A 26028-nucleotide genomic window follows, 5' to 3' on the forward strand; every position below is an offset into this window, starting at 1 on the left:
CCCCGCACTGAGGATCCCCAGCATGAAGAAGTACCGCAGCAACTGGTTCCGCGTCGCCGTCGAAGGCGCCACATCGGACAAACGCACCATCAAACGCAGTTGGCTGGAACAGGCCGCCAAGAACTTCAACCCAAGCACCTACGGCGCTCGAATCTGGCTTGAACATTTCCGAAGCCTGCTGCCAGACAGCCCGTTCAAAGCCTACGGCGACGTGCTGGCTGTCAAGACCGAAGAGGTCGACGTCAACGGCCAAACCAAGCTGGCTCTATTCGCTAAGGTCGAGCCCACCAACGACCTGATCGCCATGAACAAGGCCAAGCAGAAGATCTACACCTCCGTCGAGATCGACGAGAGCTTTGCCGACACAGGCGAGGCCTACATCGTTGGCCTCGCCGTGACCGACTCACCCGCCAGCCTGGGCACCGACGTCCTGGCGTTCTCAGCGCAGAAGCCCGAATCCAGCCCCTTCCAGGATCGTCACTATTCGGAAACTTCCATGTTCACCGAAGCGGTCGAGACCGAGCTGAAATTTGAAGAATTCGAAGAGAAGCCGAGCATCGGCGCCCAGCTCTTCACCAAAGTGCAAACCCTCTTGACCGGCAAACAGGTCAAGGATGACAGCGAGTTCACCCAAATAGGCGAAGCAGTCGAAGCCATCGCCGAACACGTCAAGGAGCTGCCCGACCAACTGACCGCCGAGAAGCAATTCTCCAAGGGGCTACAAACCCGACTCGATCAAGTCAGCACCGAACTGACCGAGCTGAAAAACCAGCTCTCCACCACCCAGGATCCCAACCAGAAAACGCGCCCGCAGGTATCCGGCGGCGGTAACCAGGTCATGACCGACTGCTGACTCATCAAGGACGATCAATATGCGTAACGACACCCGAGTACTGTTCAACGCCTACCTGCAGCAACTGTCGCAACTGCATGGAGTGGCTGACGTCACCACCAAATTCACCGCAGACCCCAGCGTTGCTCAGACGCTGGAAACCCGCATCCAAGAGTCCAGCGCCTTTCTCAGCGCCATCAACATTTACGGCGTGTCGGAACAATCCGGGGAGAAGATCGGGATCAGCATCGACGGCACCATTGCCAGCACCACCGACACCACTATCAAAGACCGTGAACCACGCGATCCGAGCGGCCTGGACGACCGCGGGTACAACTGCACCCAAACCAACTTCGACACCGGCATTCGCTACCAGAAGCTGGACCAGTGGGCCAAGTTCAAAGACTTCCAAGCGCGCATTCGCGACGCCATTATCAAGGCCCAGGCCCTCAACCGAATCATGATCGGTTGGAACGGCATCAGCCGCGCCGCGACATCCAATCCAACCATCAACAAACTGCTGCAAGACGTGAACATCGGTTGGCTGCAAAAGATGCGCGAGGAAAACCCTGCCCGGGTCATGACCGAAGTGAAAGACGGCAGCGGTAAAATCGAAATCGGTTCCAACAAGGACTTCGCAAACATCGACGCCCTGGTCGTCAGCATGGTCAACGAGTTCATCGAACCCTGGTATCAGGAAGACACCGAGCTGGTGGTGATTTGTGGTCGCCAACTGCTGGCCGACAAGTACTTCCCCATCATCAACACAGTGCAGGCACCAACTGAAGTGTTGGCTGCCGACATCGTCACCAGTCAAAAGCGCCTTGGCAACCTGCCGGCCGTGCGCGTACCACACTTCCCGGCCAGCGGCCTGATGGTCACCCGCCTCGACAACCTGTCGCTGTACTGGCAGGAAGGCACCCGCCGCCGCACCGTCGTCGACAACGCCAAGCGCGACCGCATCGAAAACTTCGAGTCGGTCAACGAAAGCTACGTCATCGAAGACCTGGGCTGCGCCGCCCTGGCCGAAAACATCACCCTGAGCTGAGGGGCCACCATGACCAACCCCTGCCGTCACCACTTTGAACGTGTAACGGCTGCCGTGGAAGCGGCAGCTACAGACCCTACCCAAACCATGGCCGGCGCCACAGCGTACGAGCATCAGCTCAATCAGCTGCTGCAAGACCGCCTGCGCCTGAAACAGGTCCAGTCCAACCAGGGCAAGGCCGAACTCAAACGCCAGCTACTGCCGAGCTACGAATCCTACGTGCAAGGTGTGCTGGAAGGTGGCAAAGGCGCTCAGGACGAAGTGATGACCACCGTCATGGTCTGGCGCTTCGATGCCGGCGACTTCACTGGTGGGCTCGATATCGCGACCTATGTGCTGAAGTACAAAATGGTGATGCCGGATCGGTTCGCCCGCACCTTGGGATGCCTGGTCGCTGAAGAGGTCGCCACAGCGGCCTTCAAGGCTCAGAAAATCGGCGAACTGTTCGACCTGGCCATCCTGCATCGCACCGCCGAACTCACCGACGCCGAAGACATGCCCGACCAGGCCCGCGCCAAGCTGTTTCTCGCCATGGGCCGCGCCACACTGGAAGGCATCACCGAAGAGGCGCCAGACCAACCCTGCCAGCTTCAGGTCGGTGTGGATTTGCTGAAAAAAGCCATCGCCCTGCACGACGCCTGCGGTGGCAAGAAAGATCTGGAGCGGGCCGAACGCCTGCTCAACAAACTTGCCGGCTCTGCCGGCTAACCGAGCGTCCCCACGCACCCCGCCGGCTCGGGGCGGATCGGCCAGGCCGTACCTGAACGTGAAGCCCCGACCACCGGCGACCTATCTTTGAGTGCTGTTCCATGAGCGGATTTATAGCCGGCGGCACCGTCGCCAGCGGCCATATCAACACCGATGCCTTTTGGCCCGCGATCGACTTGGATCAGTTGCGTGCCACGCTGAGGATCGATGCCAGCGTCACCGCGCCACGTTTGGAAACCGCAGCCATCGCCGCTGCTATCAGCGTCAACCGAGAGCTGAGCGAATGGCGTTCCATGCAACAAGCTGCAGGCCACACGAAATTGGATAATGTGCCCGGAGAACGGGTCAATGACGTGCCAATCTTGGTGCACCTCTACCGCCGCGCTGTCGAGGCCGCTACAGGTGCAGAGATCTGCGAGCGTTACCGCTCCTATGACACCACCCACAGCGGCAACCAGAACGCTGACACTCTAACTCCTAGCATCGACGACTACCGCCGCGACCAGCGCTGGGCCGTGCGCGACTTCCTGGGTATCAACCGCACCACGGTGGAGTTGATCTGATGTCTATCACTATCCGAGCCGTTCAAAACGACACCGTCGACGCCCTTTGCTGGCGTCACTACGGCCGCACCGCTGGGGTGACCGAAGCGGTACTCAACACCAACCCTGGCCTTGCCAGCTATGGCCCTATCTTGCCCCAAGGCTTGGCCGTACAAATGCCCGAGGTCCAGACGATAGCCCCACAGCGGCAGATGGTGAATCTATGGGATTGATCCACAGCAACGAGATTTCACATCCATGAACAAACCCGAGAGCCTTCGCACTCATCTGCTCACCACCATTGCTGAGCTCAAACACAACCCCGACCGACTGTTGATCTTCATCGACAACGGCAAGATCCGCTGCACCGCGGCGGCCAGCCTGTCCTTCGAGTACAACTTTGACTTGCAGATTATCCTCACCGACTTTGCCGGTCATCCTGATACAGTCATGCTACCGCTATTGGGATGGGTGAGCGTGAATCAATCCGAGCTGCTGGAGAACTTGGATAAATCTAACGACGGCATCCGGTTCGAGGCCGACCTTCTGGATAACAGCAAGGTGGACCTCAGCCTAACCCTGCCGCTGACCGAGCGCGTGGTCGTGGGAAAAGACGCTGACGGCAAAACCACAACTTGCCACTCTGGCGAACCCTCGCACGTAAAAAATGACTTAATCAAAATGTCCGTGACTAAGAGGTAAAGATAGTAATGCGTGACGCCCAAATGAGCGATCGACTGAATGCATTAGAAGATTGGGCCGCCAACCTATTGGGCCAACTTGAATTGAGGCCTCGCAACGAACTCATCCGGACTCTGGGCAGAGAGATACTGCGAAGCCAGAAGCAGCGAATTGTTGCCCAGCAAAACCCGGACAGCACTCCGTACGCACCGCGTAAGAAGCAACATGTTCGTGATAAATATGGACGCGTGAAGCGGAGTCTCAAGATGTTTAAGAAATTGAACACGAGAAGATATTTGAAGGTGCAAGGCAATGAGAGACTGATTAGCATTGGATTCATTGGGCGAATCGCCCGCATCGCCAAAGTGCATCAGTTTGGTTTGAGAGACAACGCGAACAAAAGGGGCCTGAAAACAACCTATAAACGCAGAGAGATTTTGGGAGTTACCAACACGGATATAAGCCTGGTACGCGACAGCATACTCAATCACCTATCACAAGCAAAATCGAAAACCCACTAACTATTTTCATACTTTAACATAAAAGCTTCAATCATGGGTTTGAAATCGTTTAATACTTCAGCATGTATCACGTACCCCAAGTTCATCATAACCTGCACCACTGGAACCTGAGCTCTCTCTGAGTTACTTAATATGGAAACCGGCACCTCTATATCGACCATCTGACCTTGAGCATTCACCATAGGGCCACCCCAAAGCGTGCCTAATAATTTAGCTCGAGTTCCGGGCGTATAACCCCCCTCTTTATCCCTATATAAACCATCCTCAAATAAAAAAACAGGAGAACCACTAGACCCTGGATAACAGGCTGCATCAATTACAAACTGACGTAAACCGTTCCATGATTTCAAAGGGTGAGAGGCCGTCAACCCCCGCCTAGTGATCGGCCTATTATTTACTTGATCCCAAATTCCGCTAGGGTAACCGACCATTACAACTGTCTCAACAGGCCTAATAATCGGAGCAAGTTCTTGATCCACCAGCCATCCGTCAGTTATGAATACGTTTTTTACTCCATATCCTTTCTTTATACTGTTCAGGACCGTGCCCAACAGAATAACACAGAGATCGATTGAATCATCCGGATGGTGAAGAGTTACATTATTTAGATCGCCGATCACGACCGGAAATTTCTCTTCACCTTCCGCATCGCCATCCTCACCTACAAACGTACCTTGCTTGATGACATGAAACTCCGTTTTCAGAGTATTCGCGCCCGCGACAACATGCTTATTAGTCACAACCACCGGGTAAATATCATCTCCGCATATATATAAATACAAATACCCCGTACCGACGCTAGACGTATTAGGGCCGCTACACTCGAGCCTGACGGTTGTCAATGATATCTGTGTTGCCGGATTCATAAAACGTACCACCCCAGTAGTTAAATTGACAATAAACGGTTAACAAATCATTGTGTCGGAGGCGTATTTTTTGGGTTACCTTCCACTGGCTTTTGGTCATCGTTAGATTTGGATTGATAACCGGGGATAGAGAATGTATTAATCAAAACATTGCGCTTCTCAGTCAAGGCGAGAATAGCGTCCGTGAGAGCCTTCTTCTTTAGCGGATCACTTGAAAAATTCGAATCATTTAAAAGTGCCTTATTGGTCGCAATTGCACTATCAAGCCGCTTAATAGAACTATCCAAGTCCAGAGTTTGGGTGCCAGATTTTTCATTGGCTCTGCTCAGGATCCTAGAGATCGCAATAGGTATCGAACACATTTCATGATAACCAATAGCATCCGCAATTGCTGCTGAAGCACTGTACTGATTAATATCCGATGCCTGCATGCCGGCAATACGAATTATCTCAGTCTTACGCATACCCTGAATTTCTTTGGCGACTGTCGGAATTAATTCCCCTCCATACATCTCATTATTGATGGAGGATCTCATTTCGTTAGTAACTGCAGAGGTACCCGCCAAATTTTGCGCTGCTCTGCCGCCAACTATAGCAGCCGCTGCTGCCGTGGCCGTTGTGATAGTACTATACCAAACATTTGTTACTGCCCGCCGCCCATAAATGGACGAGATAAAATCACCGCAATAAATATCAGATATCGCAAGCAACTTAAGCTGCTCGGCATTCCGATCTGTAGAATTCTTTATTCTCCCAAGGATAACTTCTGTCTCTTCAACTTTAACCTCAGAGACTTCCATGATCGGATCTGCACGATTCGGTGGAATGAAGTGTGTTGGGCGATTTGAACAAGCAGCCGTAAACGTTACAGCAGAGACTAAAAATAGTCTTCCTAAATGCTGAAGGTCGGACAACCCGATCATATGATCTTTCATTTGAAGCTCCTTGTCCGCTCAGAGAGTGGCGTTCTGCCATAGCCTAGTAGTGGATATATAGCAGCGAATAGCCATTACGCCAGAAGAAAGGAAAATAAAATTTTGACCTACACAGCGCGTCACTCCACGTTGTGATTCCGGCCCCTACAAAGTAGTAAGGCTGATACCGAGCGCATGTGACGCCACCATCGACGTCATGAACAACCTACCCACCCTTACCCGCCAAATCGAAAACCTCATCCGCTATGGCACCATCGCCGCCGTCCAGATGAAGCCCCCACGCGTGCAAGTCAAAACCGGAACGCTGACCACAGCGTGGCTACCCTGGATCGCCTTACGAGCCGGCGCCGACCGCGAGTGGAATCCTCCGACAGAAAACGAACAGGTCCTGCTCTTCAGTCCTTCCGGTCAACTCTCCAATGGCGTAGTCCTAACCGGCCTATTCAGCGACCACCTCCCAGCCAACGGCGACCGTGAAGGCCTGCACCGTTACACCTACCGGGACGGCACGGTGATTGAGTACGACAGCATCGCCCACCACCTCAACGCCACCCTCACCGATGGCGGCAGCACCACTCTGACCAGCCCCGGCGGAATCAACCTAATCGGCGACATTACGCACGAGGGCAATTACACCCAAACCGGCAACCACAAAATCACCGGAAAGGTCACCGTCTCGGCGGACGTGGTTGCAGCCGGCATCAGCTTGGTAAACCACCCGCACAGCGGCGTCACGCCTGGCAGTGGCATGACGGGGAAGCCCGTATGAACCGATATACCGGCGCGTCTCTCACCACTGAAGAAAGCATCGCCCAATCAATGAGCGACATCCTCAGCACGCGACTCGGTACCCGGGTCATGCGCCGCGAATACGGCAGCCTGTTACCCGACCTGGTGGACCATCCGTTCAACGACATCACCCGCTTACAGGTCTACGCAGCCACCGTCATGGCGCTGATGCGCTGGGAGCCGCGCATCAGCCTCAGCCGCGTGCTGTTTCTCGGTGCCACGTTGCAAGGCCGGGCGTCATTGGACATCGAAGGCAGCATCGTCGACAGCAACCAGCCGCTGAGCCTGAGCGTACCCCTGCATTTAGGAGGTAGCGCATGAGTTCGTTTGTCGCCATTGACTTGAGCCAGCTCCCAGCGCCGCAGGTGGTCGAACAGATCGATTACGAGCAGATCCTCTCCGAGCGCAAGGCCTACGCCATCAGCCTATGGCCCGTCGAAGAGCGCGCCGAGATTGCTGCGCGCCTCAACCTGGAATCGGAGCCGTTAACCAAACTGCTCCAGGAGAATGCCTACCGCGAAATGGTCTGGCGTCAACGGGTCAATGAAGCCTCTACGGCAAACATGCTCGCCCTCGCCAGAGGCACCGACCTGGACAACCTGGCCGCGAACTACAACGTCAGGCGCTTGGTCATTCAGGCCGCCAAGCCGTCCGTCATGCCACCGATTCCGCTGCAGATGGAGAGTGACGACAGCCTGCGGGAACGGGCGCAGATGGCGTGGGAAGGACTGAGCACCGCGGGCCCGCGCAACAGCTATATCTTTCATGCCCGGTCTGCTGACGGCCAAGTCGCCGACGCCACTGCCGAGAGCCCATTGCCGGCTGAAGCGGTGGTGACGGTGCAATCGATACTCGGCGACGGCACCGCCCCACCCACCCTGCTCGCCGCCGTCAAAACCTACCTCAGCGACGATGACCGACGCCCTGTAGGCGACCGATTGACCGTGCAAAGCGCCAAGGTCATTCCTTACCAGGTCAAGGCCAAACTGTTCCCATCATCCTCCGGACCTGAAAACGAGCTGAGTATGACGGCCGCAAACGCGAAGCTATTCAGCTTTGTGCACCAACGACGTCGCTTGGGCCTGGAAGTGTCTGAATCGATCATTCACGCCTCGCTGCATGTCGAGGGCGTGCGCAAAGTCGTGCTGCAGGATTGGGTCGATATCGTCGCAACGCCCTATGAGGCGCCTTATTGCACGAGCATTGAACTGGCATGGGGCGTTGAATGATCGCCGACACGCCGCTGTTGCCAAGCAATTCGACACCGCTGGAGAGGCAAGCAGCGCAAGCCCTGGCCCAAATTCAGCGCGTCCCGATTCCGTTGCGCACCCTGTACAACCCCGACCTATGCCCATTGCCGCTACTGCCTTACCTGGCCTGGGCCTTCTCAGTAGACCGCTGGGACAGCCAGTGGAGCGAAGCGGCCAAGCGTGCCGCCATCCGCAGCGCGTATTACATCCATTCGCGCAAAGGCACCCTCGGTTCGCTCCGCCGCGTGGTGGAGCCGCTGGGGTATTTGATCGACGTCGTGGAGTGGTGGCAGACCGAGCCGGAAGGCCCACGCGCCACTTTCACCCTGAAGATCGGCGTACTCGACAGCGGCATCACTGAAGCGATGTATCGCGAACTGGTCTGGCTCATCGACGACGCCAAGCCTCTCACCCGACACCTGATCGGCCTCGACATCATTCTGCAAACCCAACTGAACATTTTCCTCGGCGTCGCGCTCGACGACGGCGATGAAATCGACGTGTACCCCTGGAGCAATGCCGACATTGATGTGGGCATCCAGGGGTACACCAACATGAGCCTCTACACCCTCGACGAACTGGATGTGTATTCCCATGGTGGATGAGAAAACGATATTCGGCGGCCTGTTGACCGCCCTTGGCGCCGCCAAGAAAACCAACTGCGACGCGCTCGGTATTCCTTGGGAGCCCAAGTACATGCTGATTGGTGATGCCAACGGCACCGACCCGGTGCCGAGCCCGTCGCAGACGCGATTGATTAACCAGGTCTACCGGGCCCAACTGAATCAGTTGCACGTATCGCCTACGGACCCGAATGTCCTCATAGCGGAGCTGGTACTGCCCCCAGATGTGGGCGGTTGGTGGATCCGTGAATTGGCGCTTGAAGACAAGGACGGTGTGTTTTGCGCCGTGGGGAATGCGGCGCCCAGCTATAAGCCCTTGCTGACACAGGGCACGGGCCGTAACCAAGTGGTGCGCATGCACATCATTACCCGCGGTACGGGCAACGTTCAGCTCAAGATCGACCCGTCTGTTGTCCTGGCAACCCGAGCCTACGCCGAAGGCCTGGCTGTTCGCGCCAGCCAGGCCGAGGCCGAAGCGGGCACTGAAAACAGTAAACTCGTGACCCCGCTACGAGTGTTTCAGGCCATCGCCAAGGTCTTGAAGCAGGCAACGGAAAATACCTTTGGTTGGGCGAAAATTGCCACGCAGCCGCAGGTCACCAACGGAAAAGACGACAGCACCATCATCACGCCTAAGAAGCTGCGCAATGCACAGGCGACTCAGGCGGAAGCAGAGTCCGGTACTGATACCAACAAAATCATGACGCCCTTGAGCACCTATCAGGCGATCCGCTCAGCCAGTGCGACCGAGACGCTTCGAGGCGTGCTTCGCGTAGGGACTCAATCAGAAGTGAATGCGGGGACTCTGAACACCGTCATCGTCACACCCGCGAAGATGAGAGCCGGCTTCAGCTACAGCCTTACCAGCAATGGCTACATCATGTTCCCTTCATGGCTGTTCGGCTTCACCTTCATGTGGGGAACGACAACGTCCAACGCATCGGGGATCGGCAAAACGGCGTTTCCACTCGCGTTCCCAAATGTCTGTTGGCAGGTGGTGGGCACAGGTCGTGCGATTAACCCGTCGCTTGTTGGGATCTTGGGAGGTGCAGGCGCACCCACACGGACGGGATGTAACTGGTATTCGTCCTTTAATGGACGTGCGGGTGTACTGGCGATCGATTGGATCGCCATTGGCCGATAAAGGAACCTAACATGCGTCGATTTTACAGCCCCTCAACCGGTAGTACTTACCTGGATAGCATCCACGCAGAGACGCCAGAAGACGCGGTCTTCATTACTGAGGATCGCTTCCTAAGAGTCATCGCTAACCCCGAACCGGGCAAGATTCGCAGTCACGATCATGAAGGGTTACCGATCCTGATCGATCCACCACCGGCAACCGCAGAAGAGCTGGCATCGGCTGAGCGCATGTGGCGAGACGCCAGGATTGAAAGCGTGCGGTGGTTGCGCGAGCGACATCAGGACGAAGTGGATTCAGCGCGGCCAACGACACTCACTGGCGACCAATTACGAGAGCTGTTGGATTATGTTCAGGCCTTGCGCGACTGGCCGCAAACGCCTTACTTCCCCAACTTGGAGAGAAGGCCTGTAGCCCCCCTCTGGATAGCTGGACTGAGAACATAAACAGCGGCTTTGTTTACGATTCTTTCAACCTGAGTACCGATCCTTACAGACACATACCCAGTAACACCGAGTGCTAGCCCGGAGGCTACGTCACCTTGCGCCATTACCTACAACTAAGCCAGAATCCGCCGGCTTGTGTGTCCTGGTCCGTACCGGTAGCTTGATTTCCGTCACTGCTCATCAGTGATCGGGTTTAGCGACCCGAACTATAGGCACATATGCGTCCATGCTTCGTTGCGGGGTCTGACTGCAATTACGTTATGGCGGCTGTATGTAGGAGACCTTCGGGTCTGCCGGGTGCCTATGTCCGGTTCGCTAACCTGCGTGCAGTCGCCACCACCCTGTTTAGCGACAGGTCTTGGCGGCTCCCATTCCTCATAGGAGCGTCATCATGTTCAAAGTTACACCCAATCCTCCGGATTCGGATCCCACCTCCTCCTACTCAAGCCTCGATCCGGAAAAATTCCACGAAGCCACTGAGCGGGCACTCAACTTCTATTTGAAGCCAGAACAGGCCAAACCCAAGAAAGCTTCGCCCGCGGGTCAGCTCTTCACTGTCGTCGATGGCGTCGACACTGAAAGCCTGCTCGCCAACCTCAGCGAAAACCTAGCCTCCGCCAATGCCATGATCAACGACTTAGCATTCGATCTTGAAGGCTCTCGTCGGCATGTTGCGCTGGGTATCCTGCAAGTGATCGAGGTGAGTGAACTGCTGGCGAATCGGGCGCTGGATATCACCGATCCACGTGAGCAGTAGCCCGTAATCGAAAGGGCTGGCCGGCACTTGTAGACGCCCCAACTACACGCCCGCCGGCTCGCCCAATCGCTGCGAGCGCGGCAGCCTGTGCAAATGTCATCCAAACACTGCACAGGCACCCCATGACCGATTATCTCCATGGCGTGCGGGTCATCGAACTCAACGACGGCACCCGCCCCATTCGCTCCATCCCCACCGCGGTCATCGGCCTGGTCTGCACGGCCGACGACGCCGATGCAGGCATCTTCCCCTTCGACACGCCGGTCCTGCTAACCAACGTTCAAACCGCCATCGGCAAAGCCGGTACCACGGGCACCCTGGCGTCCTGCCTACAGGCCATAGCCGACCAGACCAGGCCCTACACCATTGTCGTGCGCGTGAAGGAAGGCGCCACCGAGGAAGAGACCACCAGCGCCCTGATCGGCACCACCACCGCCGAAGGCAAATACACCGGCCTGAAAGCCCTGCTCGCCGCCAAGGCCCGCGTCGGCATGGTGCCGCGCATCCTGGGTGTACCAGGCCTCGACAGCCTGCCGGTGGCCACCGCCCTGATTTCCATCGCTCAGCAGGTGCGAGGTTTCGCCTACGTCAGCGCTTGGGACTGCAAAAACAAGGAAGAGGTGGTCGCCTATCGAGCCAACTTCGGCGCACGGGAAGCGATGGTCATCTGGCCCGAATTCCAGCACTGGAACCCCGCCACTAACGGAATAGTAACCGCCTCGGCGGTGGCCCGCGCCCTGGGTCTGCGGGCCAAGATCGATCAGGAAGTGGGTTGGCACAAGACCCTGTCCAACGTCGCCGTCAACGGCGTGACCGGCATCAGCGCCGACGTGTTCTGGGACCTGCAAAACCCCGCCACCGACGCCAACTACCTCAACAGCCATGACGTCACCACGCTCATCAACCAGGGCGGCTTTCGCTTCTGGGGCAGCCGTACCACCAGCAACGACCCGCTGTTCGCCTTCGAAAACTACACCCGCACGGCACAGATCCTCGCCGACACCATGGCCGAGGCGCATATGTGGGCGGTGGATAAGCCACTGCATGCGTCCCTGGTGCGCGACATCATCGAAGGGATCAATGCCAAGTTCCGCGCGCTGATCGGCGCGGGCTATTTGATCGGCGGCAAGTGCTGGTATCCGGACGACGTCAATGACAAGGACACCCTCAAGGCCGGCAAGCTGTTCCTCGACTACGACTACACACCCGTACCGCCGCTGGAAGACCTCACGCTGCGCCAGCGCATCACCGACCGCTATTTGATGGACTTCGCCAACAAGATCAATAGCTGAACCGCGCAACGGAGAGCCCTGCCATGGCCATGCCCCGCAAACTCAAGAACCTCAACCTGTTCAACGACGCCAACAGCTACCTGGGCGTGGTCAAGACCGTCACCCTGCCCCCGCTCGGCCGCAAGATGGAAGGCTATCGCGGCGGTGGTATGAACGGCCCGGTCAAGGCTGATCTCGGCTTCTCGGACGACGGCATTCAGTTCGAATGGAAGACCGGCGGCCTGGATTTGATCGCCCTTAAACAGTTCGGCGCCGTCAATGCGTCGGGCGTTGCATTGCGCTTTTCCGGCGCGTTCCAGCAGGACGACACCGAGGCCGTCAGCGCCGTGGAGATCGTCATGCGTGGGCGCCACGAAACCATTGAGATGGGTGAAGCGCAGCCCGGCGAAGACACCGAACACAGCATCACCACCACCTGCAGCTATTACAAGTTGATCGTCGACAACGAAGAGATCATCGAAATCGACCTGCTCAATTTCATCGAGATCGTCAACGGCGTAGACCTGCTGGACAAGCAACGTCAAGCCCTCGGCATCTGACCCCGCCCCACCGCCCTTGGAACCTGACATGAAGACTGAAGAGACCCTCGAAGCCCTGCCCCCGGCAGATGAAAACACCGTCACCCTGGACACGCCCATCCTCCGTGGCAAGAGCGTCATCGAGCGCATCACCCTGCGTAAACCACAGTCCGGTGAGTTGCGCGGCGTGCACCTGGTGGATCTGTTGAACATGGACGTCGCCACCCTGTTCAAGATCCTGCCGCGCATCAGTTCCCCGACCATCACCGCGCCGGAAGCCGCCGCCCTTGACCCGGCCGACCTGCTCGCCTGCGCAGCAAAATTGCCGGTTTTTTGTTGCAGAAGTCGGCGAAGACGGACACCTGCCTCGTTGCGTAGAAGACGCCATGGCCGACCTGGCCGTGGTTTTCCATTGGGCGCCGGCCGACATGGATGGGCTGGGCTTGCATGAACTGATGGCGTGGCGCGAGCGCGCCCGGGTACGGAGTGCCACTGATGGCGAATGACTTGAAACTGCGCGTATTGCTGGGCGCGATCGACAAAGCCAGCGGCCCGTTGAAGGCCATCGACAAACGCAGCCACGCCACCGCTCGCGCCTTGAAAGAAACCCGCGACCGTCTCAAGGCACTCAACGCGCAACAGCACGATATCAGCGCCTGGCGGGCACAGCGGTCGGCCGCTTTGCGGACCGAGCAGGCGCTCGACGCTGCACGGGTAAAGGTTAACGCGTTAAGCCGACAGTTCGCCGCGACCGGCGCGCCCACCAAAGCCATGGCGAAAGAATTTCAGGCTGCCGTCAGGGCCGCGCAAGCCCTCAAAGAGCAGCATCGAAAACAAAGCGAACAGCTCCAGGTACTGCGCACTCGATTGAGCAGTGCAGGCATCAGCACCCAGCACCTGTCACGCGACGAACGCCAACTGCGCGAACAGATCGGCGCCACCAATGCGAGCCTGAACGCACAGCACAAACAACTGACATTGTTGACCGGACAACATCGCCGACTCAGCGCCGCTCGGGCCTCGATGGACGCGTCTCGGCGCAGCGCTGGCGAGTTGACCGGCAAGGGAGCTGTTGCGACGGCCGGTGGCGGTTCGGTCTTGTATGCGGGGGCGCGGATGCTGTCGCCGGGCATCGATTTCGATGCGAGCATGAGCCGGGTGCAGGCTATCACCCGTCTGGATGAGCAAGCCGAAGCGCTCAATGCCTTGCGATCCCAAGCTCGGTACCTGGGCGGCGCAACTCAATTCACCGCGGGCCAGGCGGCAGATGCACAAGGTTATCTCGGCATGGCGGGGTTCGAGCCCATCGCCATCCAGACCGCTATGCCCGGTATGCTCAACCTGGCGATGGCCGGCGGCACTGAGCTGGCTCAGACCGCTGATATCGCCTCGAACATTCTCTCGGGACTCGGCCTGACCGCCCATGAAATGGATCGCCTGGGCGATGTATTAGTGGGCACCTTCACCCGCTCGAACACCACGCTTCAAATGCTCGGCGACACCATGAAATACGCCGCCCCCATGGCGAAGACGTATGGCGTGGAATTGGAAGTTACCGCGGCGATGGCCGGCAAACTCGGCGATGCCGGCCTGCAAGGCAGCATGGGCGGCACAGCGCTCAGCTCAATCATGAACCGCTTGGCCGCCCCGCCCAAAGGCGCGGAAAAGGCTTTGCACCAATTGAGCATCGTCACCGCCGACGCTGCCGGCAATCTGCGGCCCCTGCCCGACTTGCTGAAAGAGATCCACGACAAAACCCGCGCCTTGGGCACCGCCGAAAAAGGCGGCCTGTTGAAAGCCATCGCCGGTGAGGAAGCGGTCAAGGGCATGGCGCAACTGGTCGAACAAGCCGGCACCGGCGAATTGCAGACACTCATCGCCAGCCTGCGTCAGAGCCAGGGCGAATCGGCCCGCACCGCCAACGTCATGGCCGATAACCTCAAGGGAGACCTGACCACACTCAGCAGCGCCTGGCAGGACCTGGGCATCGAGTTGCAAGACCAGCAGAACGGACCGCTCAGAGAACTCGTTCAGTCCGTCACGTCAGTGGTACGGGCCATTAAATCCTGGGCCCGTGAGCATCCAAAGCTCGCGGCGAGTCTGGTTAAAACCGTCGCCATCCTGGCCGCGCTGGCAGTGATGGTAGGCGGTTTGATGTTGGCGGTAGCGAGTGTGCTGCTGCCGTTCGCGGCGCTGCGTTATCTTCTGGTTCTGCTGGGCTTTCGGCTGCCGGGACTGATTGGTTTGCTGTCGATGTTGGGGCGTACCGTGTTGCCGTTCATAGCCAAGTCGCTGCTGCTCGTCGGGCGCGCCTTAATGCTCAATCCGATTGGGCTGGCTATTACCGCCATCGCTGGCGCTGCCTACCTGTTGTACGAGCATTGGGAGGCCGTGACAGGCTATTTGACCGGCGCCTGGCGCGAGATCCAGGCAGGCTTCGATAATGGCCTTGGCGGCATTCTGAAAGTGCTGGCCGACTTCAGTCCGATCGGGCTGATCTACCAGGCGTTCGCCGCGGTGATGAAATACCTGGGCGTTGATCTGCCCAATCGCTTCACCGCCTTCGGCGGGCTGATGATCGATGGCCTGGTCGAAGGGCTGACGGCCGGCATGGGGAAACTCAAGGATGTGGTGGACCGCCTCGGCATTCGGACGATCGACGCCTTCAAGGACACGCTGGGCATCCATAGCCCATCGCGAGTCTTTGCCGAGTTGGGCAGTTTCACGGTCGATGGACTCGCCCAGGGCCTAACGTTACGCGCCGACGAGCCGTTGCGTGCCATGACGGCCTTGGGGAAACGGCTCATCGAGGTCGGGCGTCTGCCGTCGACACAATCATTGACCATCGATGACCGTGCGCCGATCGGCCAGCCGCCGGCCCGTTATTTCGATAGCCACGACACCTACGCCATCCATGTGCATACCACGCCCAGCATGGACGCCAACGCGGTCGCTCGGACGGTGCGAGCTGAGTTGGCCCGGCATCAGAACGAGCAAGCCGCTCGACGCCGTAGCCGCCTTTCGGACCTGGAGTGATCGACCATGATGCTTGCCTTGGGCATGTTCGTGTTCAGCCTCTCCACCGCCGCCTACCAGGAACTGCAACGTCAGACCGAGTGGCGCCACGCGAGCAACAGCCGCGTAGGTGCGGCCCCGGCGCGACAGTTCGTGGGACGTGGTGACGACACCATTACCCTGCCCGGCATGATCTTGCCGGAGCTGGCCGGCAGCGCCTTGAGCCTCGACGCCCTGCGCCTGATGGCGAACACCGGCAAGGCTTGGCCGATGGTAGAGGGCAGTGGCCGGATCTACGGCCTGTGGGTCATCGAGCGCTTGAACGAAACCAAAACGCTGTTCTTTCGCGACGGCACGCCACGGCGAATCGAATTCACCCTCAGCCTCAAGCGCATCGATGATGACCGTATCGACCTGCTCGGCGCCGCCACCCGTGTCGGCGTCAGCATCATGAGGGGGCTCTTATGATTGACACTGTTCTCTCGCGGGTCACGGGTTATGTGGACCAGCACGACGCAGCCTATCCAGTGCCCGCGTTCCGCATCACCGTCGATGGCAATGACATCGCCCCACTCATCAGCCCTCGGCTGATGCAACTGGAGCTCACCGACAATCGCGGCATTGAGGCCGACCAACTCAGCCTCACCCTGAGCGACCATGACGGGCTGCTGGCTATCCCGCCCAAGGGCGCCGTCATCTGGTTATGGTTGGGTTGGAGCGATACAGGACTGGTGAACAAGGGCAGCTACACCGTCGATGAAACTGAGCACAGCGGCGCGCCGGATGTGTTGCACATCCGCGCCCGCTCGGCTGATCTACGCAAAGGTCTGAAAATCAAACGCGAACGCAGCTGGAGCAACACCACGCTCGGCGCCGTCCTGGGTGCCATCGCGTTGGGCAATGGCCTCACCGCCACCGTTTCGAATGCCCTGGGCGGACTGCCCATCCTGCAGTTGGATCAGGCCAACGAGTCCGACGCCAACCTGATCAGCCGCTTGGGCGAGGAATTCGATGCGGTGGCCACCGTCAAAGCGGGGTGCCTGGTGTGTCTGCCGACCGGTGGCGGCAAGAGCGCCAGTGGTGCTGACCTGCCCCACATAAACCTCACACGAAGCGACGGCGACCAGCACCGCTACCTGCAGGCCGACCGCGACAGCTACGACGGCGTACGTGCTTATTTCTACGACGTGAACAGCGCCAAAAAACAGGAAGCTGTTGCCGGCGGCGGTGAAGACCTCAAAGACCTGCGCCATACCTACAGCGACCGCCAATCCGCGCTGCGTGCTGCTCGATCTGAGTTCAACCGCTTGCAACGCGGCAGCGCGACGCTCAGCTACACCCTGGCTCGCGGCCGGCCTGATCTGATCCCGGAATTGACCTACACGCTCAAGGGCGTGAAGCCGGAGATTGACGCGATCATCTGGTACGGCGGCAACGTGCAACACAGCCTCAGTCCGTTGGATGGATACACGGTGCGCCTGGAGCTTGAAAGCAAGTTGCCGGAGGACACGGTTGAGGGCTTGGCGGAAGAAAGCACCAGCGACTTCACCGGGGTCATCGCCTACTACCGCGACAGAAGAAGCGGGAACGAAAAGAGCGTAACGGCGGGAGACCAGGCCAAGCCGAGACGATTGCGATGGTTGTACGCCACGGAGACGACAGCAAAGCGGGCCGCTGATCGGGCATGGCGCCGGATGCAGACAGAGAAACAATGACCTTACGGGCATCCCTTCAAGGACGATTTCATGCAAGACATACGGTGCGGCCACTGCTGCCGCAAACTCGCCGCCGTCAGCGGCTTCGATGAACTACAGATCAAGTGCCCGCGTTGCCGGACACTCAACCACCTGAAGGCCCAGAGCCTCCCCCAAGCGTGCCGCGAGCATCCAGAACAACGAGTTCCTGAATGCAGCAACCCACCCTTGGCAGCCTGTTCGCAGGCATAGGAGGCTTTGATGTCGGATTTGAAAACGCGGGATACCGCAGTGCCTGGCAAGTTGAACTCAACCCGATCAACCGGGCTGTGCTTGCCGATCGATTTCCCCATGCGCGCCAGTTCGAGGACGTGCGCACCTGCGGCGCCCACAACCTCACCCCGGTCGACGTCCTTACCGCCGGTTTCCCCTGCCAGGACATCAGCATCGCCGGATGCAGGGAAAGCAACCAGGCCACCCGAGGACTACGCGGCGAACGCAGCGGCCTGTTTTGGGAAGTCATACGCATCCTCAAAGAAATACAACCTCGCTGGGTGGTCCTTGAGAACGTCGTTAACCTGCTCGCTGTCAACGATAGCCAAGACTTTGAGACAGTCATCCGGGCCCTTGCGGATTGCGGGTATGTGGGATTTTGGCGAGTGCTTAATGCTCAATATTTCGGAGTCCCCCAGCAACGTCGTCGAATATTCCTGGTCGCCGGTTATCGACGCATGCCCCCCTTCCAGTTCCTGGCTGACGCCGCGCCAGTGGACGCAATACCTCCAGCGTCTCGCTCGATCCAATGGCCACGCCCCGCGGATGCCTGGGCTGCCAATACTTTATTGGCAAACAAAGCCGGCTCCCAGATCGCTATGGGCTGTACCACTTTCGTCGCTCACCCGAACGGATGGGATCAGATGGTTGAGCGGCAGCGAGCGTCTGAGGATGATGGGTTTTGCCTCGGACTGGATGCGGCCAACCTTGCGGAGGCTTTCAGTGCCGGAAATGCCGTTGTTGCGCAGGTTGCGGAGTGGGTTGGCACAAAGCTGATCAATGCATAACGTTCAGCACGCCCGATCCAGCAAGGTGTACGGCTGATAGCCGTACACCTTGACAATCGACTGTCGTACGGCTATCATCCGTACCGCTAGCAAAAAAATACAATAATGAATAAATACGAGAATTAGAAACGTCAACGTAAATGAGAGGAGAACACAGTGATCATTATGACCCCATCCAGGGTAAAAAAATGAGATCGACATAAATTTAACCTAGAAGGAAAATATAAATTTAGCACAAGGTATTAAACATGAAAACTTTAGACGAAACACTTAGAACTGTAAAAAGCGCAAGACTTGAAATAAAAACCACTGACTTTGCGAAGGAGTTCATTAAGAAAGCAGCAACGATTTCTGGCTTAGACATGTCATCTTTCATAATGGCTTCTGCCTTTGAAAAAGCAGAAGCAGTTATAGAAAACCACAGGAGAATAGAAGTTTCCGAACAGGCCTTCTCCCGTTTACAACAAATCCTCCTAGAGGATGAAACCGCTGCGCCTACCAGCGCACTACTTAGACTAATGCGAGGGCAACATGAAGACCGACGAGATGCCAACATGTGAAATTGACAGCAATATGCTTGTCAACTTCGATAAGTACACCTACCCTAAAACGTTCAATTCCAACGTAGGTGTTATTAACTCGTATTTCAAGGGCAGCCTGAAGCGCGCTCTTAAAAGCGAAAACATCAATGCGATTGGTGCAATTACACCGGCAAAAGAAGTGATCGGCTTCTGCACGCTTACCTTGTCGGACATTGATAAGGCGGCAGCTCAGGCTGGCATCGATGATAAGAATTTGCCATCTCGTGTCCCAGTGATACGGCTGGTGATGCTTGGAGTCGATGTTAACTATCAAGGGTTGGGCATAGGCCAACAGCTCCTGATGGAAGCCTTCAAACAGGCGGCTCGAGTTCATAAAGAAATTCCTATTAAGGGGATTTACTTGGACTCAGCACCAAACGCTGTTTCGTTCTATGAACAGCTTGGGTTTAAACCGATTGACGCGCCTGACATCAATCAAAGCACGCCAATGCTACTCGGAATCAAAGTGATCTTGCAGGCTGTGGCAGCATCCTAGCACCTTCCAATTGATCCGCCCACAACGATTATAGCGGGCTTGCCTATGTCGTTATCAATGTAACTCTGTTGGCCAGAGCTCCATTGATAGCGAAGCCAACGACCTATTGAAGGCCTTCTCAGAACTCTGAAAAGGCTTTACAAGGCAATCTAACCTCATCTTAATATGGCACTTTCGAGCCTCAGCGAAAACGACTGAGGCTTTAAGCTAAAGCTTCATAACGATTAAATGGCAAAATTTTCGAAACGCTCAAACTGGAGCTGGTATAACAGGAGGAGCCACTCCAAGAACGGGGGCGGAGCTCAAAGTATAATGCTGAAGTTCTTCCTTTGAGCCCTGAAATTTCGCCCTTCCCCCCATCGCAAGAAATCCAATTTCTTTCTTAGCTATTCTCCTATTCAGCTCGCTTTCAAACTTCTTAGCGGAGCCACTGATCTTCCGGAGGTCTTTTCCTAAATATTTTGATATAGGGTAAGAGTCCCCCACATTGAAATCCTTCAATTTCTTCATTAAGAGATTCTCAAAAATCTCATACTCCTCCACCACACCATCTAAGTCGCGAGTTTCTAAATCCAAAATATAAACAGTTTTCAATAGGTGTTCCACTATGGCCAGAGCAGCATCCAGATGCGTCTTGCTCGGCTTTTTTATATCATGAGCCGCATCATTGCCCATGAAACGAATTGTGTGCAAGCGAGTGGATTCTTTTTTTGAGATCAGGCCTTTGACCGCAAGATTTGTAATACGAGTACTAAGCTCTTTACCGGGGATAGCTTGATCATTACATATTGCTTCGATTGTTGTTCTCAAACCAATGCCTGCTAATGTCAGAGAACCTTGAGCATAAGCGTCGCAGGTTTCGACATAAATACTTCCCACTATCAACGGAAGGTAATTACGATCTATTTTTGCCACATTTAACGGTGGATATACATCGATATCCGTAGGTATTTCCCAATGGTCTTCTCCATCTGGCCAAGCATTTTCATAATCTATATAAACTCTTCTAAACGACAGCGTATCGCAACCACAACACTTAATAATTTGATGTCTCAACACATAATGGTACTCAGTAGGATCGCCTTCCTCTGCGTGCTCCGAGTGAATAGCATGATTGGTTCGAACCTTACATCGCGAGCAAATGTTTTTAAAAGTCTTACCAGACATTAAGGATCCCTTCCACTACTAGATAAACAACATTTACAATAAGGACCGCCACCTAAGTTAATTGTATTAGGAGCAGCTTTTTCACGTAACGGCCCCAGCCTAACGGGCAGCTCAGCCAATGTACTCAATGCCGTCTGAACAATACAACACTTGCTTCAGTTAACACTGGCTTCATCCGTTAGGTGCATTTTACGGTCCATAACCGATCAAGCTTAGTCGTAAAGCTCTGACTCATCATTTCCCGCCGCATCCCCAATCTGGACTGGGGGGCGCGCTAGCAGTGCCCAACATCCCACGCCCTCAGCGCTGATTAATCATCTAGCCCCCCTCACCCTCTCAACGACCAACGGTTGAGACTGAGCGAACAAGTCGTCTTCAAATTCACCAGTCTGGCGCAGATCCATCAGCAGAATCTCTGCTTTGCCATATCGAACCCGGCCTGAATAGACGATTCACCGCTTCGGTCGCCACCTTGGCTGAGGAAATTGCCAGGACTGCGTGCATGCCCACCAAAGATTTCGAATGGTTTCAAGTCGGCAGAGGGGTTGGAAACGTCAGGAATCAAGGCCGCAACTGATCCTTCCGCTGGATGCCTCATGTTGACAGCTCCGCTGGGAGTTCGATGCGGCGTAGAAATGTGGTCGCGCTCCGTTCACCGAAACTCACAGCAAAAACAGGCCCCGCCTCACTGCAATACTTAAGATAAAGGGGCGCACGCCAGCGACCTTGCAATATGCCTTATATAGCCCCGATCCACATCAGACAACTCTCGATACCATGTAAGAAGATTCCACTCATCTCGTGTCAGCTCAGAATTTTCGCGGTCGCTCTTCTCCACGCCAATGTTCTTTTTTTCATCCTGATCCAACATGCCCACTACTCCATTAAGTGCATTGCGTGCGCAACGTTACTTAGGCGTGTGGGAAATCAAAACCGAAATTCATCGTAACGAATCGTTTAAATACGACTAGTTATTTCTCGGAGCTGGAAGCACCGGGCGCGTCAGCCATCGCGCTGATGATGCGATGCACAGCTTTTTGGTCATAGGCAGACAAGGTTCTGAACTGGTTCAGCAGCGTCTCTTCGTCCTCGCTCAAGCCTTCAAACGCGCGTTGTATCCGTCTTCCAGTCAAGACATACGGGACATCGACACCAGCCTTGAGCACCGCCGTAAGGTAGACGGAATCAGGGTTTCGCTCGCCTTTTTCATAGCTGCCCTGGGTATTGCGAGTGATGCCACCCAGTTGCGCAAAGGCATCTTGGTTGAGCCCAAGGCGCGTCCGTTCTTCACGCAAACGTTCACCCACGCCAACGTCCATGTCATTTCCTGATGCACAACTTTTCAAACATTCATCCTTTACAGGCACAAATCATTGGGCATAATTGCACCAAATCAACACGGATGCCCACGAATGGACACTATGCCCGCCCCTCTCACACCCGAGCAAGCCCGAGCGGAGCTTGATCGAAAAGGTATGAGCATCGCGCAGTTCTCTCGTCAGAACTCGCTGAACAGCAACCTGGTCAGCGACCTGCTGAATGGTCGGAAGAAAGGACGCCGCGGCGAAGCCCATCGGGCTGCGGTGTTATTGGGTATCAAGGTCGGCACTGTCCCGACAATCATCACTCCATCAGCCCTAGCGCAAGGACACCGCCGTGAGCACTTACAAATTGGTCTGCCCCCATTGCCAATCACGGATGCGCATCCGCACCAGTGAGGGCACACATATTTTTCTTCGCATTGCTTACTTGCAATGCACTAACGAGGCTTGCGGTTGGTCTGTTCGCGCCGAGTTTGAAATGACACATGAGATGAGCCCCAGCGGGATGGCCAACCCGTCGGTCAAGTTACCTTTGGCAGATGTCGCGCTACGTCGTGAGGCGATGACAACGAACGTCGCTCAGCTCGAACTATTACCCCACTCAAGGATGGAGCGGACTGAATGAACGATACCCAGCCTATTTCGCTTGATTACCGCAGCAGCATGCAGCAAGCCGCCCTTGCCTATCTGACTCGGCACCAAGCAGAACATCTCGCTGATAGCGATCAGTTGTTCAAAAACTGTATCCGCCATCTGATCGTTGCACTTGAGGTGCCGTCCGGCATTGCGACGAAACTGGCGCAGTTAGCCTGGACTGAGCATCACGCGGCGTCCGGCCTCGACCACCCCACCACGCTTTAACCCCTAATCATTGACTCAACCCTACTCGACCGTGGGGCGGGGTTTTTATTGCCCATGAGTTGGTGCGACATGGAACAGTCAGAAACGCTGCGGGCTGAAGTGCTTCAACGGCTCAAGAACGACTATGGATTCAAGGCGCGGCACAGCGATGTCTATTGGCGCGGCGGCAAGTGCCCAGCCTGTGGACAAAAAGAGCTCTATACCCGGGTATCGAAACCGTGGCTGATCATTTGCGGTCGCGAGAGCAAATGCTCGAAGCGTTGGCACGTTAAGGAGCTGTATGAGGATCTGTTCGATGACTGGAGCCGTCGAGCGCCCTCTTGCGATCAATATCCCACCGCAACAGCTCGAGCCTATCTGGAGTTTGCCCGTGGGTTTCGCCTTGAGCTGATTCAGGGCTGGTTTAGCCAAGAGTCCTACTATTGCCGAGAGCTGAACGAAGGCAGCACTACGGTCCGCTTCGCCCTGGACAAAGGGGGCTATTGGGAAAGGCTGATCGATCGTCCACATCGCTTCGGCAAGATGAAAGCCCGGTTCAAGCCTGGTGATAGTCCTCGCGGCGTTTGGTGGTGTCCACCTCGCGTCGAATTGGTGGACGTCGCCGAGCTGTGGATTGTCGAGGGGATCTTCGACGCTATCGCACTGGTGCATAACGACATTGCAGCGGTGTCGTCTATGTCGTCCAACGCGTTTCCCGAGGAGTCGTTGAGAGAGCTGGCACGGCTGCGCGGCGGCAAGTTGCCCAAGTTGGTCTGGGCGCTGGACAACGAGCCCGGTGCACACAAATACACCAGACAATGGGTACGACAGGCACGTGCTCTAGGCTATGAATGCGAAGCAGCGCAAATCCCTCAGCCTGACAGCCGCAAGGTTGATTGGAATGACCTGCATCAGCGCTGGGCCTTTATAGATGACGAGCCCCAGCGCACCGAGCAAATTAAAAGAGACTTGGCTACCGCCCGCTATCACGGCTCGCTTCTGATCGCCGAAAGCGCGACCGAGAAAGGCGCGCTGATGTACGAATGGCGCGAGCGCTATGAGTTTCACTTCGAGTTCGAGAGCCGGCTGTACTGGTTCAAGATGGACCTGGAGAAGTTCAACAAGGCCATGCAGGCGTTGGAGTCTTCGGAGCGCCACGAAGACCAGTTGCTTAACGATAAACAACGTCGTGACAAGGCACTGCGCCAATGTGGTGGTGTTGTCGAAATCGCCAACTGCTACCCCCAGGCGCTGTACTTCCAGCGCAACGAGGTAACTGACGAGTCCTGGTACTACTTCCGTGTGGACTTTCCGCACGACGGCGGCAGCGTAAAAAACACCTTCACGGGCGGCCAGGTCGCTGCCGCCAGCGAGTTCAAGAAGCGCTTGCTCAGCATGGCTGCCGGCGCGGTCTTCACCGGCAGCGGGCAGCAACTCGACAAGATCATGAAGGACCAGCTCTATGGACTGAAAACTGTAGAGACCATCGATTATGTGGGCTACAGCAAGGAGCATGGGGCCTATGTGTTCGGCGACATTGCCGTGCGCAATGGCATCGTCAACCAGGTCAACAAAGAAGACTTCTTTGAGTTCGACAAGCTGCGGCTCAAGACGCTGCAGAAGTCGATTGCGATGCACATCCAGCGTGACGCCAAGCAGTACCGCAACGACTGGCTACCCATGCTTTGGACATGTTTCGGCGCCAAGGGAATCGTTGCACTGGCGTTCTGGTTTGGCTCGTTGTTCGCCGAACAGATTCGCGCGCAGTACAAGTCGTTTCCCTTTCTGGAAGTGACGGGCGAGGCCGGCGCCGGCAAAACAACGCTGCTGACTTTTCTCTGGAAGCTCTTGGGCCGAGAGCACGAAGGTTTCGACCCGTCGAAATCAACACGTGCCGGCCGTCAGCGGGCCATGGGTCAAGTTTCCAACATGCCGGTGGTGTTGATCGAGGGCGACCGCAACGAGCCGGACAAGGCGCATGCCAAGGGCTTTGACTGGGACGAGCTCAAAGACTTCTTTGGCGGCGGCACCCTCGGCACTCGGGGGATGAAAACCAGTGGTAACGAAACCTACGAGCCACCGTTTCGGGGTGTCGTCGCCATCAGCCAGAACGCCGACGTCAGCGCGTCGGAGGCGATCCTGACCCGGATTATCAAAACTCACTTTGCTCGTCCTGCAGTGACCACCGAGAGCCGTGCCGCCGCGGATAACCTGAATTTGATCCCGGTGGAACAGCTCAGCCACTTCCTCCTGATGGCTGTGCGCGCCGAAGCCCAGGTCATGGCGAAGTTTGCCGGGCGTGTGGCGGTGCACGAGCAGCGTCTGCGCCAGCTTAAGGAGATCCGTGTGGAGCGGATCATCAAGAACCATAGCCAGATCATGGCGCTGGTGGACTGCCTTTGTTTGATCTGTCCGCTGGATGAAAACCAGCGTGTCACTACCCATCAAGCCCTCACCAGCATGGCTCTGGAACGTCAGGCGGCGATCAGCGCTGACCATCCTTTGGTTGCCGAATTTTGGGACGTTTACGAGTACCTGGAAAGCCTCGGCGAAGGGCCGCAGGTCAATCACAGCGTCGACCCGAAACTCATCGCCATCAACCTCAACGACTTCGCCGAAAAAGCCAGCGATCACCGACAGAACCTCGCGGATCTCAAGACCCTGCGCACGCTGTTGGTCAATAGCCGCAGCCGCAAGCTGCTTGAGGTGAACAAGGCCACCTACAGCGCCGTCCGAGCGGCCCAGGCAGCCAATAACGCGATGGCAAGGAAATCCACCACCGTGCGTTGCTGGACCTTCCAGAACGCCTAAGCAGCACCGCTTGTAACCATCACCACGCAGGCAATGCCTGCACAACATAAAGGAGCAACACCATGCAGAATGGCAAATCCTTTCCTTGGAAT

31 protein-coding genes and 3 pseudogenes are annotated in these 26028 nt (G+C 56.5%); 29 read left to right on the top strand and 5 right to left on the bottom strand.

The features are described from left to right. Nucleotides 1–22 precede the first annotated feature (22 nt). The 7 genes from ACMTA2_RS23375 to ACMTA2_RS23405 all read left to right on the top strand — a co-directional run bounded on the left by ACMTA2_RS23375 (nucleotide 23) and on the right by ACMTA2_RS23405 (nucleotide 4332). Nucleotides 23–853 carry a GPO family capsid scaffolding protein gene (locus tag ACMTA2_RS23375; protein WP_413791962.1) on the top strand — a complete coding sequence of 277 codons (831 nt, stop codon included), beginning with the start codon at nucleotides 23–25 and terminating at the stop codon, nucleotides 851–853. 19 nt (nucleotides 854–872) lie between these two features. After that, on the top strand, nucleotides 873–1880 hold the full coding sequence (locus ACMTA2_RS23380; protein WP_413791963.1) for a phage major capsid protein, P2 family: 1008 nt from the start codon (nucleotides 873–875) through the stop codon (nucleotides 1878–1880). Nucleotides 1881–1889: 9 nt separating this feature from the next. Beyond that, nucleotides 1890–2588 (top strand): phage terminase small subunit, encoded by a 699-nt coding sequence (locus ACMTA2_RS23385; RefSeq protein ID WP_413791964.1) that lies wholly within the window; start codon nucleotides 1890–1892, stop codon nucleotides 2586–2588. 101 nt (nucleotides 2589–2689) lie between these two features. Continuing rightward, nucleotides 2690–3151 (top strand): head completion/stabilization protein, encoded by a 462-nt coding sequence (locus ACMTA2_RS23390; protein WP_413791965.1) that lies wholly within the window; start codon nucleotides 2690–2692, stop codon nucleotides 3149–3151. After that, on the top strand, nucleotides 3151–3363 hold the full coding sequence (locus ACMTA2_RS23395; protein ID WP_413791966.1) for a tail protein X: 213 nt from the start codon (nucleotides 3151–3153) through the stop codon (nucleotides 3361–3363). Before ACMTA2_RS23390 ends, ACMTA2_RS23395 begins: the two co-directional genes overlap by 1 nt. Before the next feature lie 25 nt (nucleotides 3364–3388). Next, nucleotides 3389–3832: a phage tail protein gene (locus ACMTA2_RS23400; protein ID WP_413791967.1), complete on the top strand. Its 444-nt coding sequence runs from the start codon at nucleotides 3389–3391 to the stop codon at nucleotides 3830–3832. 8 nt (nucleotides 3833–3840) lie between these two features. Beyond that, entirely contained in the window at nucleotides 3841–4332 is a 492-nt protein-coding gene (locus tag ACMTA2_RS23405; RefSeq protein WP_413791968.1) for a phage virion morphogenesis protein, read from the top strand. On the opposite strand, the gene ACMTA2_RS23410 is transcribed toward ACMTA2_RS23405, so the two are convergent. Continuing rightward, complete coding sequence (locus tag ACMTA2_RS23410; protein WP_413791969.1) at nucleotides 4329–5198, bottom strand: S1 family peptidase; 870 nt, start codon at nucleotides 5196–5198, stop codon at nucleotides 4329–4331. The two genes, ACMTA2_RS23405 and ACMTA2_RS23410, sit on opposite strands and share 4 nt — an antisense overlap. A gap of 47 nt (nucleotides 5199–5245) precedes the next feature. Next, on the bottom strand, nucleotides 5246–6133 hold the full coding sequence (locus ACMTA2_RS23415) for a hypothetical protein (RefSeq protein WP_413791970.1): 888 nt from the start codon (nucleotides 6131–6133) through the stop codon (nucleotides 5246–5248). Nucleotides 6134–6329: 196 nt separating this feature from the next. On the opposite strand from ACMTA2_RS23415, the gene ACMTA2_RS23420 reads away from it, so the two are divergent. The 18 genes and pseudogenes from ACMTA2_RS23420 (at nucleotide 6330) to ACMTA2_RS23505 (ending at nucleotide 19796) form a co-directional block, all read left to right on the top strand. Beyond that, nucleotides 6330–6902: a phage baseplate assembly protein V gene (locus ACMTA2_RS23420; protein WP_413791971.1), complete on the top strand. Its 573-nt coding sequence runs from the start codon at nucleotides 6330–6332 to the stop codon at nucleotides 6900–6902. After that, on the top strand, nucleotides 6899–7243 hold the full coding sequence (locus ACMTA2_RS23425; RefSeq protein WP_413791972.1) for a GPW/gp25 family protein: 345 nt from the start codon (nucleotides 6899–6901) through the stop codon (nucleotides 7241–7243). The genes ACMTA2_RS23420 and ACMTA2_RS23425 overlap by 4 nt, the downstream gene beginning before the upstream one ends. After that, nucleotides 7240–8151, top strand: a complete 912-nt coding sequence (locus ACMTA2_RS23430; protein ID WP_413791973.1) for a baseplate J/gp47 family protein — start codon at nucleotides 7240–7242, stop codon at nucleotides 8149–8151. The genes ACMTA2_RS23425 and ACMTA2_RS23430 overlap by 4 nt, the downstream gene beginning before the upstream one ends. After that, the gene (locus ACMTA2_RS23435) at nucleotides 8148–8777 is read left to right on the top strand and encodes a phage tail protein I (RefSeq protein ID WP_413791974.1); all 630 of its coding nucleotides are present in this window, start codon (nucleotides 8148–8150) and stop codon (nucleotides 8775–8777) included. The genes ACMTA2_RS23430 and ACMTA2_RS23435 overlap by 4 nt, the downstream gene beginning before the upstream one ends. Further along, nucleotides 8767–9939: a phage tail protein gene (locus ACMTA2_RS23440; RefSeq protein WP_413791975.1), complete on the top strand. Its 1173-nt coding sequence runs from the start codon at nucleotides 8767–8769 to the stop codon at nucleotides 9937–9939. The genes ACMTA2_RS23435 and ACMTA2_RS23440 overlap by 11 nt, the downstream gene beginning before the upstream one ends. Before the next feature lie 11 nt (nucleotides 9940–9950). Next, a complete protein-coding gene (locus ACMTA2_RS23445) occupies nucleotides 9951–10382 on the top strand; it encodes a tail fiber assembly protein (RefSeq protein WP_413791976.1) in 432 nt (143 codons plus the stop codon). 391 nt (nucleotides 10383–10773) lie between these two features. After that, nucleotides 10774–11139 carry a DUF6124 family protein gene (locus ACMTA2_RS23450; RefSeq protein WP_413791977.1) on the top strand — a complete coding sequence of 122 codons (366 nt, stop codon included), beginning with the start codon at nucleotides 10774–10776 and terminating at the stop codon, nucleotides 11137–11139. A gap of 122 nt (nucleotides 11140–11261) precedes the next feature. Next, on the top strand, nucleotides 11262–12431 hold the full coding sequence (locus ACMTA2_RS23455; protein ID WP_413791978.1) for a phage tail sheath protein: 1170 nt from the start codon (nucleotides 11262–11264) through the stop codon (nucleotides 12429–12431). Between the two features lie 23 nt (nucleotides 12432–12454). Next, nucleotides 12455–12970 (top strand): phage major tail tube protein, encoded by a 516-nt coding sequence (locus ACMTA2_RS23460; RefSeq protein ID WP_413791979.1) that lies wholly within the window; start codon nucleotides 12455–12457, stop codon nucleotides 12968–12970. A 28-nt stretch (nucleotides 12971–12998) separates the two neighbouring features. Further along, a pseudogene (locus ACMTA2_RS23465) lies at nucleotides 12999–13327 on the top strand (phage tail assembly protein). 8 nt (nucleotides 13328–13335) lie between these two features. Continuing rightward, the gene (locus ACMTA2_RS23470) at nucleotides 13336–13455 is read left to right on the top strand and encodes a GpE family phage tail protein (protein ID WP_413791980.1); all 120 of its coding nucleotides are present in this window, start codon (nucleotides 13336–13338) and stop codon (nucleotides 13453–13455) included. Beyond that, nucleotides 13445–15985 (top strand): phage tail tape measure protein, encoded by a 2541-nt coding sequence (locus ACMTA2_RS23475; RefSeq protein ID WP_413791981.1) that lies wholly within the window; start codon nucleotides 13445–13447, stop codon nucleotides 15983–15985. Before ACMTA2_RS23470 ends, ACMTA2_RS23475 begins: the two co-directional genes overlap by 11 nt. A gap of 6 nt (nucleotides 15986–15991) precedes the next feature. Further along, the gene (locus tag ACMTA2_RS23480; RefSeq protein ID WP_413791982.1) at nucleotides 15992–16432 is read left to right on the top strand and encodes a phage tail protein; all 441 of its coding nucleotides are present in this window, start codon (nucleotides 15992–15994) and stop codon (nucleotides 16430–16432) included. Then, nucleotides 16429–17679, top strand: coding sequence for a phage late control D family protein (locus ACMTA2_RS23485; RefSeq protein ID WP_413791983.1), 1251 nt, complete (start codon nucleotides 16429–16431; stop codon nucleotides 17677–17679). Before ACMTA2_RS23480 ends, ACMTA2_RS23485 begins: the two co-directional genes overlap by 4 nt. A gap of 30 nt (nucleotides 17680–17709) precedes the next feature. Next, the gene (locus ACMTA2_RS23490) at nucleotides 17710–17910 is read left to right on the top strand and encodes a Com family DNA-binding transcriptional regulator (RefSeq protein ID WP_413791984.1); all 201 of its coding nucleotides are present in this window, start codon (nucleotides 17710–17712) and stop codon (nucleotides 17908–17910) included. Beyond that, nucleotides 17871–18719 carry a DNA cytosine methyltransferase gene (locus ACMTA2_RS23495; RefSeq protein ID WP_413791985.1) on the top strand — a complete coding sequence of 283 codons (849 nt, stop codon included), beginning with the start codon at nucleotides 17871–17873 and terminating at the stop codon, nucleotides 18717–18719. Before ACMTA2_RS23490 ends, ACMTA2_RS23495 begins: the two co-directional genes overlap by 40 nt. Before the next feature lie 248 nt (nucleotides 18720–18967). Further along, nucleotides 18968–19279: a type II toxin-antitoxin system TacA family antitoxin gene (locus tag ACMTA2_RS23500; protein ID WP_413791986.1), complete on the top strand. Its 312-nt coding sequence runs from the start codon at nucleotides 18968–18970 to the stop codon at nucleotides 19277–19279. Then, nucleotides 19251–19796, top strand: coding sequence for a GNAT family N-acetyltransferase (locus ACMTA2_RS23505; protein ID WP_413791987.1), 546 nt, complete (start codon nucleotides 19251–19253; stop codon nucleotides 19794–19796). Before ACMTA2_RS23500 ends, ACMTA2_RS23505 begins: the two co-directional genes overlap by 29 nt. A 249-nt stretch (nucleotides 19797–20045) precedes the next feature. Here the strand turns inward: ACMTA2_RS23505 and ACMTA2_RS23510 are convergent, their stop codons facing one another. The 3 genes and pseudogenes from ACMTA2_RS23510 to ACMTA2_RS23520 all read right to left on the bottom strand — a co-directional run bounded on the left by ACMTA2_RS23510 (nucleotide 20046) and on the right by ACMTA2_RS23520 (nucleotide 22282). Next, a complete protein-coding gene (locus tag ACMTA2_RS23510) occupies nucleotides 20046–20963 on the bottom strand; it encodes a DUF4145 domain-containing protein (protein ID WP_413791988.1) in 918 nt (305 codons plus the stop codon). 178 nt (nucleotides 20964–21141) lie between these two features. After that, nucleotides 21142–21437: pseudogene (locus ACMTA2_RS23515) on the bottom strand (DUF4113 domain-containing protein); the annotation flags it as partial. Between the two features lie 497 nt (nucleotides 21438–21934). Next, nucleotides 21935–22282, bottom strand: a complete 348-nt coding sequence (locus tag ACMTA2_RS23520) for a helix-turn-helix domain-containing protein (protein ID WP_413791989.1) — start codon at nucleotides 22280–22282, stop codon at nucleotides 21935–21937. Between the two features lie 102 nt (nucleotides 22283–22384). Between ACMTA2_RS23520 and ACMTA2_RS23525 the strand changes: the two are divergent. The 4 genes and pseudogenes from ACMTA2_RS23525 to ACMTA2_RS23540 all read left to right on the top strand — a co-directional run. Then, a pseudogene (locus ACMTA2_RS23525) lies at nucleotides 22385–22576 on the top strand (DNA-binding protein); the annotation flags it as partial. A 43-nt stretch (nucleotides 22577–22619) separates the two neighbouring features. Then, nucleotides 22620–22910: an Ogr/Delta-like zinc finger protein gene (locus tag ACMTA2_RS23530; protein ID WP_072344114.1), complete on the top strand. Its 291-nt coding sequence runs from the start codon at nucleotides 22620–22622 to the stop codon at nucleotides 22908–22910. After that, on the top strand, nucleotides 22907–23146 hold the full coding sequence (locus tag ACMTA2_RS23535) for a hypothetical protein (RefSeq protein ID WP_413791990.1): 240 nt from the start codon (nucleotides 22907–22909) through the stop codon (nucleotides 23144–23146). The genes ACMTA2_RS23530 and ACMTA2_RS23535 overlap by 4 nt, the downstream gene beginning before the upstream one ends. A gap of 69 nt (nucleotides 23147–23215) precedes the next feature. Continuing rightward, nucleotides 23216–25936, top strand: coding sequence for a toprim domain-containing protein (locus ACMTA2_RS23540; protein WP_413791991.1), 2721 nt, complete (start codon nucleotides 23216–23218; stop codon nucleotides 25934–25936). Nucleotides 25937–26028 lie beyond the last annotated feature (92 nt).

The sequence above is a fragment of the Pseudomonas medicaginis genome (assembly GCF_965119365.1).
In the GTDB taxonomy this organism is placed as follows: domain Bacteria; phylum Pseudomonadota; class Gammaproteobacteria; order Pseudomonadales; family Pseudomonadaceae; genus Aquipseudomonas.

Excerpts from the sequence above, each read along its gene's own strand:
- ACMTA2_RS23375 (WP_413791962.1), top strand. The coding sequence starts at position 23 with ATGAAGAAGTACCGCAGCAACTGGTTCCGCGTCGCCGTCGAAGGCGCC.
- ACMTA2_RS23380 (WP_413791963.1), top strand. The coding sequence starts at position 873 with ATGCGTAACGACACCCGAGTACTGTTCAACGCCTACCTGCAGCAACTG.
- ACMTA2_RS23385 (WP_413791964.1), top strand. The coding sequence starts at position 1,890 with ATGACCAACCCCTGCCGTCACCACTTTGAACGTGTAACGGCTGCCGTG.
- ACMTA2_RS23390 (WP_413791965.1), top strand. The coding sequence starts at position 2,690 with ATGAGCGGATTTATAGCCGGCGGCACCGTCGCCAGCGGCCATATCAAC.
- ACMTA2_RS23395 (WP_413791966.1), top strand. The coding sequence starts at position 3,151 with ATGTCTATCACTATCCGAGCCGTTCAAAACGACACCGTCGACGCCCTT.
- ACMTA2_RS23400 (WP_413791967.1), top strand. The coding sequence starts at position 3,389 with ATGAACAAACCCGAGAGCCTTCGCACTCATCTGCTCACCACCATTGCT.
- ACMTA2_RS23405 (WP_413791968.1), top strand. The coding sequence starts at position 3,841 with ATGCGTGACGCCCAAATGAGCGATCGACTGAATGCATTAGAAGATTGG.
- ACMTA2_RS23410 (WP_413791969.1), bottom strand. The coding sequence starts at position 5,198 with ATGAATCCGGCAACACAGATATCATTGACAACCGTCAGGCTCGAGTGT.
- ACMTA2_RS23415 (WP_413791970.1), bottom strand. The coding sequence starts at position 6,133 with ATGAAAGATCATATGATCGGGTTGTCCGACCTTCAGCATTTAGGAAGA.
- ACMTA2_RS23420 (WP_413791971.1), top strand. The coding sequence starts at position 6,330 with ATGAACAACCTACCCACCCTTACCCGCCAAATCGAAAACCTCATCCGC.
- ACMTA2_RS23425 (WP_413791972.1), top strand. The coding sequence starts at position 6,899 with ATGAACCGATATACCGGCGCGTCTCTCACCACTGAAGAAAGCATCGCC.
- ACMTA2_RS23430 (WP_413791973.1), top strand. The coding sequence starts at position 7,240 with ATGAGTTCGTTTGTCGCCATTGACTTGAGCCAGCTCCCAGCGCCGCAG.
- ACMTA2_RS23435 (WP_413791974.1), top strand. The coding sequence starts at position 8,148 with ATGATCGCCGACACGCCGCTGTTGCCAAGCAATTCGACACCGCTGGAG.
- ACMTA2_RS23440 (WP_413791975.1), top strand. The coding sequence starts at position 8,767 with ATGGTGGATGAGAAAACGATATTCGGCGGCCTGTTGACCGCCCTTGGC.
- ACMTA2_RS23445 (WP_413791976.1), top strand. The coding sequence starts at position 9,951 with ATGCGTCGATTTTACAGCCCCTCAACCGGTAGTACTTACCTGGATAGC.
- ACMTA2_RS23450 (WP_413791977.1), top strand. The coding sequence starts at position 10,774 with ATGTTCAAAGTTACACCCAATCCTCCGGATTCGGATCCCACCTCCTCC.
- ACMTA2_RS23455 (WP_413791978.1), top strand. The coding sequence starts at position 11,262 with ATGACCGATTATCTCCATGGCGTGCGGGTCATCGAACTCAACGACGGC.
- ACMTA2_RS23460 (WP_413791979.1), top strand. The coding sequence starts at position 12,455 with ATGGCCATGCCCCGCAAACTCAAGAACCTCAACCTGTTCAACGACGCC.
- ACMTA2_RS23470 (WP_413791980.1), top strand. The coding sequence starts at position 13,336 with ATGGCCGACCTGGCCGTGGTTTTCCATTGGGCGCCGGCCGACATGGAT.
- ACMTA2_RS23475 (WP_413791981.1), top strand. The coding sequence starts at position 13,445 with ATGGCGAATGACTTGAAACTGCGCGTATTGCTGGGCGCGATCGACAAA.
- ACMTA2_RS23480 (WP_413791982.1), top strand. The coding sequence starts at position 15,992 with ATGATGCTTGCCTTGGGCATGTTCGTGTTCAGCCTCTCCACCGCCGCC.
- ACMTA2_RS23485 (WP_413791983.1), top strand. The coding sequence starts at position 16,429 with ATGATTGACACTGTTCTCTCGCGGGTCACGGGTTATGTGGACCAGCAC.
- ACMTA2_RS23490 (WP_413791984.1), top strand. The coding sequence starts at position 17,710 with ATGCAAGACATACGGTGCGGCCACTGCTGCCGCAAACTCGCCGCCGTC.
- ACMTA2_RS23495 (WP_413791985.1), top strand. The coding sequence starts at position 17,871 with ATGCAGCAACCCACCCTTGGCAGCCTGTTCGCAGGCATAGGAGGCTTT.
- ACMTA2_RS23500 (WP_413791986.1), top strand. The coding sequence starts at position 18,968 with ATGAAAACTTTAGACGAAACACTTAGAACTGTAAAAAGCGCAAGACTT.
- ACMTA2_RS23505 (WP_413791987.1), top strand. The coding sequence starts at position 19,251 with ATGAAGACCGACGAGATGCCAACATGTGAAATTGACAGCAATATGCTT.
- ACMTA2_RS23510 (WP_413791988.1), bottom strand. The coding sequence starts at position 20,963 with ATGTCTGGTAAGACTTTTAAAAACATTTGCTCGCGATGTAAGGTTCGA.
- ACMTA2_RS23520 (WP_413791989.1), bottom strand. The coding sequence starts at position 22,282 with ATGGACGTTGGCGTGGGTGAACGTTTGCGTGAAGAACGGACGCGCCTT.
- ACMTA2_RS23535 (WP_413791990.1), top strand. The coding sequence starts at position 22,907 with ATGAACGATACCCAGCCTATTTCGCTTGATTACCGCAGCAGCATGCAG.
- ACMTA2_RS23540 (WP_413791991.1), top strand. The coding sequence starts at position 23,216 with ATGGAACAGTCAGAAACGCTGCGGGCTGAAGTGCTTCAACGGCTCAAG.